Consider the following 13,534-nt stretch of genomic DNA (forward strand, 5'->3'; position numbering starts at 1 on the left):
CAGTTCTCCATCCGGTGGAACTCCCGCCTCGCCCTCTTGGGCTCGGCACCAGAAGGACAACACCGGAATGCTGGCGACGTCCGTCGTGACCTGAGCCGCCAGCTTGTCGCCGTGCTCGCCCGAGGGCTCGTAGCTTGCGTCAGCCAGCGCTGTCCCAGGAATGCAGAAACTGGCAGGCAGGGGCAGCCGACCTGGGAGAACTGACACGACGGACTGCAGGTGCCGGCCTTGCCGGCTGGCCGCTTCGAGAGGCGGACGTGGGACAGATCGAGCAGGGTTTGGAGCGCGCGTTGCGCACCCGGCCCGTTCCTTCAAGTAGCGAGGCCCGCCTGCGGTTTTTGTTGGCAGTGCACCGTGGTTCCACTCGGAGGGTAGCCGCCGTGCTGGGGGTGTCGCAGCGCACCGTGCAGCGGTGGGTGACGAAGAAGCCAGGAGCGCGTCGTCCCCCGGGTCCGTCGCATGTCCGGGCGATCGAGGAAGCGGTCCTGGCTCGGTGGCAGCCCCGAGTACGGGCTCGTCGGCGTGCCCAGGCAGAGGCGGAGGGGTTCGTCTTCCATACCCGTGCGCGATTCGGATTCGTGGCTCTTGCGGGATCTTCGGACGATCCGCGGGTGCGGTGGATCACCCAGGACCTGCCGGGAGAGGTGGCTCGGGAGCTGTTCGCTGCGCGGGATGCCGGCGCGGGTGAGCAGCAGCAGACGGTGATCCTGGCCCGGGCGCTGGGGCACTCCTACTTTCGCGAGTGGGGCCGCCGGGCCCACGGGCTGCACATTGCTTTCAGCGACGTCGAGTTCGCCGAATTCTCGATCGGTTGAGCCTGCCTCATCGAGCGCCCGCGTCAGGGGTCAGCGTCGCGATGGCCTTGCGCGCCTGGCCGGTACCGCTTCGTACCTTTCGGCTTCCTGCCGCTCTCGCCAGTCCCACTCCACATGGCTGACCGGGCCTTTGCGGCGGGCTGCGGGTGGCTGGGGTGGACGCACCCTGGCCGTCTCCGCCACGCGCAGCAAGTGCGCACGGTCCCCTGGCGCGGCGAGCAGTTCTTGGTCTTCGCCGGATGCGAGCCGGGTGAAGCAGACTGCGGCCCGAAGGAAGGTGCCTGCCCAGGGTGGTACGGGGTGGGCGGCGCAGCCGTCGGTGTAGCGGGCGCGGTCATGGAGGGCGAGCGTGGCCGCGGCGGTGTCGTAGTCGCGGGGGCGTGCGGTGGAGAGTTGCTGGAGGGAGGCGCCGGTGAACAGCGCGGCGGCAACGGCCGCGGCCAGGCGAGGATGTGCGGTCGCCGCGTGCAGTCGGTGGGCGACTTTCTGGGTGGTGTGCGCGGTGAGAGGCACGGGCGGTGGGCGGTGCCGCCAGATGATCGGGGGCGGGGAGCACGGATCGATGCAGGGGCGGGGGCTGTCGTAGGAGATGAGGCGTTCCAGTGCCGGCAGGGTGAGCCACCGGCCGGCCGTCCCGGCGGACTCATCTGCGAGCGGGGGTTCGGCGATAGGCATGCCGTAGTAGTGGCGGCGGGCTGCGTCGAGGTCGGTGGTGACGGAGTAGTCGGCCGTCTGGAGGGCCCGGTACAGGGCGGCGGGAAGGCGGGGACGGTGGCAGACCAGGGTCAAGTGGATACCCGTGAGGGCACGCAGCTCCAGGAGTCGCATTGTCCGGTGGGTGGTGAGGCGGTGGGCGCGCAGGACGGTCAGCCGGGTGACGGGCAGGGCGGTCATCCAGGCCGTGGCGGCTTCCCAGGCGGGCTGACGGCCGCCTGGGAAGCGGCCAGTGAGCAGGGGCGGTTTGCCCAGGGCAGCGAGAAGGTCGTGGGCAAGGCCGGTCTCGCTGGTGGTGCCCGGTCCGGGGTGCAGCGTGATCCGGCCGGACGGCGGATGGTGGGCGGCCAGGGCGGTGTGGGTGTGGATGACGTTGTCATCGCGGTCGATGACCACGGTGACGGACGGCGGCCGCGTGGCGGGAGGCATGGCGGTGTGGTGGTCAGCCAAGGCGGCTGAAGGCCCAGCGCAGCAGTTCCTGATCCACGCGGGGGCGGCCGGTGCGTGCCAGGGCGGTGCGGGTGTGCGCGGTCAGCTGGGCCCAGGCGCGGAAGTTGCCGTGCGCGGCATGCTGGTCGGCGAACGTGATGTCGTCGGGGTCGGCATCGGCCCAGATCGGGTGGAACAGCGGGATGACGTCGAGGACCTCGCTGGGGGTGAGGCGGGTGAAGTGCTGCCAGATGAAGATGCGGGAGGAGAGCATCGGTTCGCGGCGCAGCACGGTGTGGCAGCCCTCACCGCCGACGAAGATAATCGCGAGCTGGGTTGAGGGTTCGTCCCACAGGTAGCGGAAGTATTCGAACGCCTCCCCGTTGAGCCACTGGGCCTCGTCCACGAGGAAAGTGCGGGGGCGTTCGGCCAGTGCTGTTTTCAGCAGGCGGTCGAATTCGCTGGGGTGGCGCGGTGGCTCGCCGGCCAGGTCGAGTGCGGTGAACAGCTCGTAGCGCACCGCGCGGGCGGTGGGACGGGCACGGAAGGTGACCCGGCGGACGTCCTCGCCGGGTTCGAGTTCACGCAGGCAGGTGTTGACGGCGAGGGTCTTGCCGAAGCCGGCGCCGCCGTGGATGCACATCATGGCGCGGGCGGCGACAGTGTCGGTGATGTTCTCCCGTGCCGCGAGCAGCGCGCGGGTGGTGACCACGGAGGCGTCGGGCAGGTCGACGTACTGGTAGGTGGCCGCTGTCACGAGGCGTCTCCGTCTTCATGGGTGGTGGGAGGTCCGGCCCGCCTGTCGCGGCTGTCCGGGGCGGAAGCGCCGTCACGGCCGTAGGGGTGCCGGACGGGCGGGCCTGGTGTGGTCAGCGCGGCCAGGGAAGCAGGAGTGCGCTACCCGGCCGGAGGCGCGGCCGGCGGGATGAGGTCCGGCAGCGCCAGGTCCGACAGGTCGGTGTCGGTGGCCTGGGCGAGTTCGGCCCCGGCCTGTGCACCGGTCAGGGCGCCGAGCCGCCGAGGGGGCTCGGCCTGGGTAGCGGCGGCGTAGCGCTCACGCTGAGAGGCTTCCAGGTCCTTCTTCAGACGGCGGGCGCGGGCGGCCCGTGCCCGCCGTACGGCGCTGACCTGTTCCTCGGTGGCCTGGTCGGCCAGGTCCGCGGGACCGAGGTAGTGGCCGGTGGCCGCGTGGTAGACCTCGATCCGGTGGTCGTGATGGGGCATGAAGCGGATCCGGACCTGGATCCCGGACTGACCGGTCATCCACGGCCCCACATAGTCACGTTTCCTGAAGCGGATACCGCGGGTCGTCAGTGTGCGGGTGCCGGCGTCTTCCAGGGTGAACGTCCACAGATCCGCCGCGGCCACGTCCCGTAGCGGGGTGGGATCGTCCTGCCACGCCTCAAGCGGGGTCCTGCCCCGCAACGGCGCGGGTTGGTGTTCGGTGTTCCACCACCGTGTCCAGTCCAGCAGGCGGGCGGTGAAGTCCTCGAAGCCCAGCAGCACTTCGTCCTTCGGACGGGAAGCACGCTTACCGGGGCGGGGCTGGCGGGCGTAGCCGGGCAGCGCGGCCAGGAACATGCTCTCCACCGCCCGATTCAGGCCCTCCACCGTGCCCTTGAGGTGCGGGGTGTAGGCGGGCAGGTCCTCCACAGTGACGTCGAGGAGATCGAACGCTGCAGTCACCGTCCGGGACAGGAAATCCTTGCCTCGGTCGACGCGTACCTTCTCGGGCAGGCCGCCGAAGGGTCCGTAGGGGTCTTCGCGCAGGACCGCGGAGCGCAGCGCGGCCAGCACCGACTCCCGGGAGGGATGTACCGGGGTGACGGCGACGCCGGTGATCGCGTTGGTGGCGCAGTCGGTGAACCAGGTGATCCACGGCCTGCGGGCCCTGCCGTCGACGTCGACCAGGACTGGGGCCTGCATGTGGTCGGTCTCCCACACGTGGTTGCGCCAGCCCCGTGGCCGGGCCAGGAACACATCGTGTTTCCGCGCCGCCCGCTCCCCTCCCGCGAGCCCGGCCCGCTCCCCCGGCGTCAGATCACGGCGGACCGCCCGGTGCAGCGTCGGAATCGACGGAAGCGGCTCCCCCTCGCCCCTGGCCGCGCGAGCGGCCAGCTCACGATGAACCGCCGCGACGTTGCCCTTCCATAAGGCCAGCAGAGCCCGGACCTCATCAGTAACCGTGAACCGCCCGGGATACGCGGCCCGCTCCCCAGGTGCCCGAGCCTCAGCCTCGTCCCGCTCCGCGGCCGCCAGCCACCGCCACACCGCACGCTCCCGCACCCCCAGCACGTCCGCCGCCGACCTCACCAGCCCAGTGGGGGGGCTTCCCCTCCCGCCGCAGGGCCAGCAGACGGCGCACCGCCAATCCCCGCAACGCCCGAACTGACACAGCCGGGAAAACCCCACCCGAACCACCACCCACTCGTTCCGGGGCCGGGTCCTGTTCTGTCTGATCCACACCTCTGAGCACACCAATGCCCATCGGCCAGCGGATCAGAACTCACGAAAATGAGACAGCATCACCCCTCACGCGATAACGCTCCACCACAGCGATGCCCCGTGGATCTCTCACCTCCAGAACAGTGACCCCGTAGCCCCGAAACAACCCACGACCAGCACCAACACCCCCAAGCCACGCTGTCTCTCACCCCACTACCACAAAACCGAGAGATCGCACGCGACGATCGGATGCAGATCCTCCTACGTCGCATCAGTTTCCCTGCCCGGTAGCGCTCCACCGTGCGACGTGAGACGCCCAGGCGCTCCGCCAGGGCCTTGGTCGACCCCTTCGCCCGCGTGAGAAGGAATTTCACCTGTGCATTGGCGGATTTCGGCGCGGGGCGGGTGAAGACCTTCCGTTCCGCCCGTGCGAGGGCCTCCAGGACCCTGCCGCGGCGCGGGGCCGGCTGCTGCTGCTCGTGATCACTCATGCCACCTATGAGGCCAGCGGACCTGTGGACAGTGGCCGGCCTCCGCGCAGGTGGCTACGGCGGGTGTCAGTGTTCGTCCGTACGGTGGACGGCATGACGACATCCTCCGAGGAGAAGCTCGCCGACGCGAAGAAGCTGTTGTGCCTCCCGCGTATCGTCGTGATCTGCGGCTCCACCCGCTTCATGACCGAGATGAACGAGGCCGATCTGCGGGAGACCACAGCCGGAAAGATTGTCGTCAAACCGGGCTGTGATATGAAGTCGCCGCGCGAACTCTGGTCCGATCCTGTCGAGGCCGAAGCGCTGAAGATTCGACTCGACGATCTGCACCGAGCGAAGATCCGGCTCGCTGATGAGGTGCTCGTAGTCGGCGACTACATCGGAGACAGCACCCGAGCCGAAATCGCCTACGCCCGATCGCTGGGCAAACCCGTACAGTTCACGCACCCCGAAGTCGCCCCTGATGCCTGACTGCCCGCTGCCACCTCGACAAGCAGGGCCGGCAGCCCGCGGCCTGACCGTCGCGGTGGCTTGGCCGCCGCCCACCCCACCCCCTCCGCAGGCATCCCTTTGGAATTGATCATTCGATCCTGGCTATACCGGAGGCCGCCCTGGTCAGCCTGCGGGACGTGACGATGCGGGCGCGCTTGTATGCCCAGTTTGATGTGCCCGACGAGCCGTCGTTCGACGACTTTTGAGCCATACCCCGAACAACCCGCGAGCCCCGGACCGCATCGTCCGGGGTGTGACTGAGCGTTTTAGTTGGCGCGCTGAGCGTCGGCCGGCTGAGGGACCGGCAGAGTCATGCGGGGCGGGTCCGCCTCGTCCGCGCTGGGAGGTTTGCAATCCACCATCTACTCGTTTGAGTGATCGGCGCGAGGTGGGCCCCAGAGGTGATCACGGAAGGGCGAGCATTTCCATGACATCTCGTCAGCATCCCTGCCACGGAAGGCGGCCACATCCATGCCGGTCAACGGATCTCCGGAGAACCCGTTCGCTGCGAGCCCTGACGACGTTGCCAAGCTGGAGGCGATCCGCGAGGCGCTGCTCGATCCGTCGCCGCGCAGGATCGGTAGGCTCGACCAGTGGGGCCTTGCGGACACCTACGAGGTGCAGGCGGAACTCGCCGAGTACCGCGAGGCCCAGATCACCATGGCGGACGGGACTCGGATCGACGCCGGGCTGAGCGTGCCGCGCAACCTCGTGCCTGGGCAGGCATGCCCCGCCATCGTCATGCCCGCCCCGTTGAACGACCTCGGTCACCTGGCCTACCTCGGCACGATCCCACGCTGGACACAGGGCGGCTATGTCGTCCTGACCTACAGCCAGCGGGGTCTGGCCAAGTCCGAAGGTGAGATCCAGGTCGCCGGCCCCCAGGACGTCGCCGACGGCATTGAGATCCTCGACTTCCTCAGCGGCGTGGAAGGCGTCGACGCGGAGCGGATCGGGTGCTTCGGCGCCTCCTACGGCGCCGGGTGCAGCCTGCTGCTGGCGGCGCGGGACCCGCGGGTCAAGGCCGTGGCCGGCGCCAGCGCCTGGGGCGACCTGCTCGCCTCGCTCTTCGAAAACGGCACCCGGCACATCAAGGCGTTCGAGGCGCTCGTGGCCCTGTTCCACGAGGAGCGCTGCTCGGCGGAGTTCAAAGAGATCATCCAGAAGATCCGCGACGGTGTCGTTGACGACAAGGTCGTGGAGTTTGCAAGCCTCCGCTCGCCGATGCAGCAGCTGAACGCCTACAACGACCGCCAGCTGCCGATCCTGATGACTACCTACTGGCACGAGACGATCTTCTCCGTGCCCGCCGTCGTCGACCTCTTCACCAATCTGACCGGCCCCAAGTCTCTCCTGGTGCAGATCGGCGACCACGGCAACGGCGAGCTGCCCGGCCTGTTCGGCGGCATCTCCAAGCCCACCGAGATGACCTACCGCTGGATGGACCACCACCTCGGCGGCAGCGCCGGCGACGGCACCGCGCCGCAGTTCGGCATCCGCTCGGAGTACATGCACAACCTGCTGTCCGACCTCCCCCACGACGACTGGGCAAGCTACGCCCTCCCCAGGCAGCGCTTCCACCTCGGCGCCGTGCCCGCCGGGCAGCAGGACGCGCCGATGGCCCAGGGCCAGCCGCAGCCGGGCTGGACCCACTCCGTGCAGGCCGCCGGCCCGGACACCGGCATCGTCGTCGCGCCCAATCTCATCAAGACCGGCCTGTCCGAGCGCGTGGGACTCCCGCACGTCTACAAGACCGCCGAGATCAAGCGCGACGTCGCCGCCGTCTGGACCACGCCACCGCTGGAGCAGCCGATGCGCGTCCAGGGCGACCTGGAGGCCCGGCTCACCGTGAGGACGCAGACGAAAAACGCAACCTTCACCACCTACCTGCTGGACTGCGACCCGTCCACCGGCCGGGCCGCAATCATCACCCACGCTCCCTACACCCTGACCGACCTGCAGGCCGCCACGGTGACCTTCCGCCTGCAGCCCGCCCACTACGTCCTCGCCAAGGGACACCAGCTGCAGCTGATCATCGACAGCTACGACCCGTTCTTCGCGGACGACAACACCATCCCCGCCGCCCTCGAGATCACCTCACCCAAGGACAACGAGTCCTACATCGACATCCCGCTCGCCACCATGCCGTAACACCCGCACCCCACCGCCAGGCACTCACACCCACCAGGTCCGGTCCGCGATACATGCGGGCCGGACCTGTCGCACGTCCTGGCCACAACACCAGCCCCACCACCTCGCACACCGGGTCAGGCGGTGTATCGGTGACGATCAGCCCGCCCAGAACCTCACCGTGATCCACCGCATCCTCGACAGCCAGCACTCGGTGCCGCCAACTCAACCACTCACTCGCCAACTGAAGCGCTCAGTCACACGGGGCTCGCGGGTTGTTCGGGGTATGGCGGGGCTACAGGTCGAACTCGAGGTGCTCGATGTCGGTGAACCGGACCTCGTCCAGGGAGCCGGCGCGGCGGCCGCCATCCTGGAAGTAGACCTCCTTGAGTGCTTCGGCCGCGATCTCCTGGAGACGGGCGTCGCTGGCACCCTGCTCCTGGGCATCGAAGAGGCGGGCGGCGTAGATCGGGGGCAGGGCGATGGTCAGGTGCCGGATGCGGTCCTGGTCCGTCGATCCGATCGGTGCGGTGTAGCCCAAGCGAGCCCGAGTATCGATGACGATGCCGCCCGTGGACGCGGCCTTCGCCTTTGCCTTGGCCCGGATCTGCGGCTGCCACCGGTTCTTCACTTCGCGCTCTATGCGCGCGGCGAGGCCGGGGCGCGGCTTCTTGATCTGGTCCTTCACGTACCGCTCGACAGTGCGTTGGGAGACTCGCAGCAGTTGGGCGACCGCCTTGGTGCCGCCCAGCTGCTTGACCAGGTAGCGCATCTGCGGGCCCGCATTCTTCGGTGCCGGGCGGGTGAACGCCTTCTGCACCGCGGCGTCCAGGCCGTCCCCGATCAGGCTCATCGTGGCCTTCTCCTACTCTCCGCTGTCGACGTCGGTGACGGTGCCGTCCTTGATGGACCGGGCGAGGTTGAGCTCCGGGGCGTTGAACCGCTCGCGGACTTCCTCGCCCCACAGAACGGACTGGGTGCCCTCGTGCTTGACCAGGCCGGGGTTGACCCCGAGCTTGAAGCCGCCGGGCAGCGGCTTGCCCTCCCGGTAGGGCAGGAAGTCCAGCGGCGAGGGCCCACTGGACGCGTAGACGACGCAGTCGGACAGGATCGCGATCGGGTACTGCCCGGTGAACGCCGCGTGCTTGACGATCTTGCGGTGCAGGTTGATCCGGGTGCGGGAGATGACCGCCGCCCGGATGTCCGGCCGCCAGGTCGGGCGCTCCAGGGCGCGCCACCGCTCGCCCGGCCGCCAGCCCTCGCCACGCGGGCGTTCGCGCAGCTTGCCCAGGCCGCCCTTCACCGTCGCCTTGATCGCCGAGACGACAATCGTCAGCTCCGGGTCGCGCTCCTTGTAGCCGTCCATCGCAGTGAGGAAGTCCTGCGGCGCCAGGTCGGCATCGACGCCGAGGTCGGCCATCGTGGCGAGGTAGGCGTCGCGCAGCCGGCCGTACCAGCCGTCCAGGTAGCGGCCGTTCTCGTACCGCACCCACGCCTCGATCGGCGTCACGTCGTAGCCGAGCTCCTGGGCGTAAGCGACGGTGGGCGTCGCATACCAGGCCGGGCCCGTCGGGCGGTCGCCCTTCGGAGTGAACGGGGAGGGCAGCAGGCTGCCGTCCAGCCTCACCTGCTCCTTGCCGACCTTCACCTTCGACAGGTCGACGTGGGACAGGTCGACCAGCCACGAGCCGGGCAGCTTCGGGTCGAACACCGGGTTCTTGACGTGCGTCGGCTCACCGAGGCCGACGTTCAGCCCGTTCGCGCCGGCGGCGAAGGCCATGTTCACGTCCAGGCCGACCAGGTAGCGCAAGGTGCACTCGTCATCGGTCATCGGCCGCGCCCAGTCGTACGCCTCCTCGAACAGCTTCTGGTCCGGTCCCCGGACGGTGAAACGCGGCAGGTCCGCCAGGAGCGGGTGCCCGTCCGGTGCCTCGCACGGCGCGCAGTCCACCGGGTCCTTGCCCAGCGACCCGGGCGTCTTGGTCTCGGCCTGCCGCAGGACGCCGGTCTCCTCGTCCCGCACGGCGTGGGTCGGCGGGTGCAGCGCGGTCATCAGCTCCAGGCCGGTGACGGCAGTTGAGCCGCGCGGCGTCATCACCCGCGACGCGTACACGCCCAGGACGCGGGCGAGCTCCGCCGGCGGAAGCTGCGCGGCGCCGCCCCAGAACCGGGCGTCCAGCGCGTTCCACGACGGGATGCACAGCTGCACGCACTGGCGGTCCGCCCCCTTGGCCGGACGGTAGATCCGCGCCCACGGCCCGAACCCACGCTTAGTCAGCTTCCAGTCGGCACGCACCAGCTGCTTGATGACCTTGTGGCTCTCCGGGATCCGCCCGGCGCCCTTCTCCTCCGCCGTGAACGAGACGGGCAGGCCGTAGCGCTCGCACGCGGCCTCGGTGAGCACGAGCAGCGGATCGGCGGGCCGTCCCGGGCCCGACAGCTTCGGCTGACCGAGCTTCGCCTCCTTCAGGGTCCAGTCGACCAGGGACGGCAGGGACTTGGCGGGCACGTCCAGGACCAGGCCGCCGACGCAGTACGCCAGCACCTTCCCGTCCTCGAAATCGACGACCGCCAACGGCCCGTTCTCGAACCGCGGGTCGGTGCCGCCCTCCGGGGTTCCGACCGGGGCCGCCTTCTTCGCGCCCGGACGACGCGAGGTCGACGACGTCGGCCTGGTGGTGCGCGCCGGACGCGGCGCGGCCACCGGAGCAGCGGCGGGAGCGGAACTGGTCTGGGTGTTCTCGGCTGCAGTCATGTCCGCAGCCTCGGACGCCGGACCTGTGGACAGCGGCCGCGCTTCCGCCGGGGCGGGCACGGCGGTGAACGTGGCCGGCACCGCATCGTCCTGGACGAACACGGCCGCGTCGGCCGCAGCGACGGCGGGGTAGAGCTCCGCGAGCTTGTCCAGCAGCCGGGCGTAGGCGTCGCGCTCCGGCGGGCGGGGCTCGGTCTTCCCGGACTCCCACCCGCTGACCGTGGCCCGGCGCACCTGCAGTGCGGTCGCCACCTCATCGATCGTCAGGCCGTGCGCGGAGCGCAGCCGCTTGCGCTCCGCCGGTGGCGGGAGCGTGGCGCGGGACGCGAGCAGGGCGTCGACCGCGTCGAACAACTCGGACATGACTTACCTCCTAAGTCGCACACTACCCCATGGTGCGTACGCTTCACATCCTTTTGCCGTACGAAGTGCGTACGAGTGGCGTACGCTGGCACTGTTGACCTTGGGGCACCGCCTCCGGGAAGCTCACGACCCACATGCCAGCACCGCTCGGCAATGCCCACCCGGGAGATCGACGAACGATGGAGGAAGCCGGCGTGTCAGCCAAGAAGCTGTCAGCACGAGAGAGCCTTGACGTGCTCCAGCGGCTGATCCTGCCGGCGTCTACAAAGGGCGCCGTGCGGCAAAACCATCCAGTCGCGGTGATCGTCGGCGGCCCACCAGGGGCCGGGAAAACGGAGGTCGCGGACCTGGTCCAGGCTGCCCTCGCCCGCCGGGGCGGTGCAGTACGTATCTGCCGCGACCTCTACAAGCCCGCTCACCCCCACTACTTCGCCGCCTTAGCTGCCGATGTCCGTACCGCAGGCGTGAACGTCCGGCCGGACACGAGCCACTGGCAGTCCCCGGTGGAGGAACACGTCCGGCTGAACCAGTTCGACGCCGTCGTGGAATCCGCCCTCGCCGACGCTATGGAGTTCCGCACCTCATCCAAGGCGTACCGGCGGTCGGGTCACCGGATCGAGGTCATCGTGGTCGCGACCGCGGAGGCGTGGAGTCAGCTGGGCACCCTGGATCGGCTGTTGACCGGGGTAGCCAGTGGCGAGGGCGGCCGGTACGTAGCGTGGGACAACCTCGACACCTGTACGGCGAGGCTGCCGGAGACCCTGTCGGCCATCGAGGCGGAGCAGCTGGCCGACCGGATCACTGTGGTCCGGCGCGACGGCACGGTCCTGTACGACAACGAGATCGTGGCCGGCACATGGCAGCGACGGGCCGCAGCTGACCGAGCCGTGGGGTACGAGTGGCGCCGTCCCTGGAGTGCCCGGGAGACGGCGACGTTCAACCCCTGACCTCGCCCGAGCCGAGGTCCGCGTGCACCGCGACCTGCCCGAGGATGAGCGGCTGGCGGTTCACCGGGACGTCGGCCGGGCCGCGGCGCTCGCCGAACCGGTCCGACGCATTGCCCAGCCCCGCCGGCAGTCGCCCGGGCTCGACTACCACCGGCTCTCCAACGCCGAACACCGGTGGGTTTTCGACGAGCTGATCGCGCCGTCGTACCTGGGCGGCATCGTCGCCCGGGAGGATCCTCGGGCGGTGTACGTACTGGGGCAGCCCGGCGCGGGAAAGCTGCTGGCCACGAGGATGGTCCGGCGGGCGATGCGCCAGGGAACGACGCACCTGATGGGTGACGACTTCAAAATCTCGCACCCCGACTACTACCAGCTGCTGCGCGACGACCCCAGGAACGCCGGCGCCGCGATCCGGGCCGACTACCGGGCATGGTTCGCCGAAGCCGAAGCCTACGTACGGGCCCGCCGCGGCGACGTCCTCATCGAGGCCGCTCCCGGCAGCGTGACGGAGTTCCTCGACAGCGCGCTCCCGTTCGCCGCCGACGGCTACCTGGTCGACCTCGTGGTCCTGGCCGTCCGCGAGGCAGACAGCCTGCAGGCAACAGCACTTTGCTACGCCCGATCCCTCCAGATCGGCGGCACCGGCCGATTCACCACACGCAGCGGGCACGGCACGTGCTTCCGGGCACTGCCCGACGTCATCGACGTCGCCGAACACCATCCGCAGATCGCCTCCATCACCGTGATCCGGCGCGACGGGCAGGCCCTGATCCGTCACGAAGCCGGCAGCGGAGCGGGGCAGACATCGTGGGCCTTGACCGCGGAACGGGAGCGCCCCTACACCGAGCAGGAGGCGGCCGCGTTCCTCCGGCTCCACCACGCACTGCGCCGGGCACTGCCCCGGCACCGCGACGAGCTCGATGAGATGGCGGCGCTCGCCCGCCCGTTGATGCCGCTGCGGGTGCAGCCGGCCCGGCTCGACCGGCCGCACCCGGCCCTCTGGTCCCTGCCCGTTCCCTACCGGGCACCGGCCTACGACTCGTTGAGCTCCTTCAGCCGGGCCGCGTAGACCGCGGCAATCCGGGCTGCCTCCGGCGTGGCTGGAGCCGCTTCGCGTGAAGTTCCTCTCCAGCGGGATGACCATCAGCGATCTCCGCTCCCGCACGGGATGGGCGAAGTCCAAGATCTCCGAGCTGCTGCGGGGTGCGGGACTGTATCCCCGGTGGGAGATCACACAGAGCCTGGTACAGGAGCTGCACATCCCGACGTGGCCGATGCGCAGGTTGTGGGCGTCGGCGGCGCTGGAGGCGCAGAAGAAGCAGGACTGGATCGACCGGTGTATCGAGCGGCCCTCGGCGGTTTCCACTAGCCCGGATGTGCCGCCGATCGACCATCAGGCGTTCAAGGAACTCCAGTGGGACTTCTACGAGCGGTACGCGGACGCCTTCCTGTGCAACGTCAACCTGGCGTACAAGGCCGTCAATGACGCCTTCGACATATTGGAACTGCGCTGGGACGAGGCGCTGGCCAGTTCCGACGTGGTGAGGTTCGCCTGGTCCGTGCTGCGCAGCAGCGTGATGGCCAGGGCCCCGCATGTCGATGGCCGCCCGGACTTCGGGGCTGCCGCGTTCGACACCGTGGTGATGGCGGGGGCGGCGTCCGACGAGGAGCGGTTCGCTCAGTACGAGGAGTCCAGTGCGCTGTTCAAGGTGCTGAGCCGGCTGCCCGACCAGCAGCTCGACGTGATGGTCCTGCGGCACCTGCGCGGCATGCCGCCCCACACCGTCGCCGATGTCCTGGGCGTTCCGATTGCCTCCGTCCGATCCGATGAACGGCACGCCAGGCATGTGGTGGAAGCCGTCCTCGGCACTGAAAGCAACCCAGAAGGGAATCCACTGTGACCGCAATCGACGAGGGGCCTTGACCCCTGATGTTGGACACACGAGACACTGG

At 69.5% G+C, this 13,534-nt stretch carries 11 protein-coding genes; 6 read left to right on the forward strand and 5 right to left on the reverse strand.

Translation table 11 applies throughout. The annotated features are described in order from the left end of the window. The first annotated feature begins 257 nt into the window (after positions 1-257). Complete coding sequence (tpg, locus tag ACIBJG_RS36670) at positions 258-815, forward strand: telomere-protecting terminal protein Tpg (protein ID WP_399314397.1); 558 nt, start codon at positions 258-260, stop codon at positions 813-815. Positions 816-845: 30 nt separating this feature from the next. On the opposite strand, the gene ACIBJG_RS36675 is transcribed toward tpg (ACIBJG_RS36670), so the two are convergent. The 3 genes from ACIBJG_RS36675 to ACIBJG_RS36685 form a co-directional block, all read right to left on the reverse strand. Beyond that, entirely contained in the window at positions 846-1,958 is a 1,113-nt protein-coding gene (locus tag ACIBJG_RS36675) for a hypothetical protein (protein ID WP_399314399.1), read from the reverse strand. 13 nt (positions 1,959-1,971) lie between these two features. After that, on the reverse strand, positions 1,972-2,715 hold the full coding sequence (locus tag ACIBJG_RS36680; protein WP_399314402.1) for an AAA family ATPase: 744 nt from the start codon (positions 2,713-2,715) through the stop codon (positions 1,972-1,974). A 140-nt stretch (positions 2,716-2,855) separates the two neighbouring features. Beyond that, the gene (locus tag ACIBJG_RS36685; RefSeq protein ID WP_399314403.1) at positions 2,856-4,271 is read right to left on the reverse strand and encodes a Mu transposase C-terminal domain-containing protein; all 1,416 of its coding nucleotides are present in this window, start codon (positions 4,269-4,271) and stop codon (positions 2,856-2,858) included. Between the two features lie 716 nt (positions 4,272-4,987). Here ACIBJG_RS36685 and ACIBJG_RS36690 point away from each other — a divergent pair. After that, a complete protein-coding gene (locus ACIBJG_RS36690; protein ID WP_399314405.1) occupies positions 4,988-5,365 on the forward strand; it encodes a hypothetical protein in 378 nt (125 codons plus the stop codon). Positions 5,366-5,857: 492 nt separating this feature from the next. Beyond that, complete coding sequence (locus tag ACIBJG_RS36695; RefSeq protein WP_399314407.1) at positions 5,858-7,537, forward strand: CocE/NonD family hydrolase; 1,680 nt, start codon at positions 5,858-5,860, stop codon at positions 7,535-7,537. Positions 7,538-7,811: 274 nt separating this feature from the next. Here ACIBJG_RS36695 and tpg (ACIBJG_RS36700) read toward each other — a convergent pair whose 3' ends face one another. Beyond that, positions 7,812-8,369 (reverse strand): telomere-protecting terminal protein Tpg, encoded by a 558-nt coding sequence (gene tpg, locus ACIBJG_RS36700; protein WP_399314409.1) that lies wholly within the window; start codon positions 8,367-8,369, stop codon positions 7,812-7,814. Positions 8,370-8,381: 12 nt separating this feature from the next. Then, complete coding sequence (gene tap / locus ACIBJG_RS36705) at positions 8,382-10,634, reverse strand: telomere-associated protein Tap (RefSeq protein WP_399314411.1); 2,253 nt, start codon at positions 10,632-10,634, stop codon at positions 8,382-8,384. A 194-nt stretch (positions 10,635-10,828) separates the two neighbouring features. Here tap and ACIBJG_RS36710 point away from each other — a divergent pair, with 194 nt between their 5' ends. Genes ACIBJG_RS36710 through ACIBJG_RS36720 form a run of 3 tightly spaced genes read left to right on the forward strand, consistent with a single transcriptional unit; the run spans position 10,829 to position 13,482 of the window. Next, on the forward strand, positions 10,829-11,581 hold the full coding sequence (locus ACIBJG_RS36710; RefSeq protein ID WP_399314413.1) for a zeta toxin family protein: 753 nt from the start codon (positions 10,829-10,831) through the stop codon (positions 11,579-11,581). Between the two features lie 22 nt (positions 11,582-11,603). Next, the gene (locus ACIBJG_RS36715) at positions 11,604-12,650 is read left to right on the forward strand and encodes a zeta toxin family protein (RefSeq protein WP_399314415.1); all 1,047 of its coding nucleotides are present in this window, start codon (positions 11,604-11,606) and stop codon (positions 12,648-12,650) included. Between the two features lie 46 nt (positions 12,651-12,696). Continuing rightward, a complete protein-coding gene (locus tag ACIBJG_RS36720) occupies positions 12,697-13,482 on the forward strand; it encodes a sigma-70 family RNA polymerase sigma factor (protein WP_399314418.1) in 786 nt (261 codons plus the stop codon). Positions 13,483-13,534 lie beyond the last annotated feature (52 nt).

The organism is Streptomyces sp. NPDC050422 (assembly GCF_044458665.1).
Taxonomy (GTDB): Bacteria; Actinomycetota; Actinomycetes; order Streptomycetales; family Streptomycetaceae; genus Streptomyces.

Excerpts from the sequence above, each read along its gene's own strand:
- ACIBJG_RS36675 (WP_399314399.1), bottom strand. The coding sequence starts at position 1,958 with ATGCCTCCCGCCACGCGGCCGCCGTCCGTCACCGTGGTCATCGACCGC.
- ACIBJG_RS36690 (WP_399314405.1), top strand. The coding sequence starts at position 4,988 with ATGACGACATCCTCCGAGGAGAAGCTCGCCGACGCGAAGAAGCTGTTG.
- ACIBJG_RS36695 (WP_399314407.1), top strand. The coding sequence starts at position 5,858 with ATGCCGGTCAACGGATCTCCGGAGAACCCGTTCGCTGCGAGCCCTGAC.
- tpg (WP_399314409.1), bottom strand. The coding sequence starts at position 8,369 with ATGAGCCTGATCGGGGACGGCCTGGACGCCGCGGTGCAGAAGGCGTTC.
- tap (WP_399314411.1), bottom strand. The coding sequence starts at position 10,634 with ATGTCCGAGTTGTTCGACGCGGTCGACGCCCTGCTCGCGTCCCGCGCC.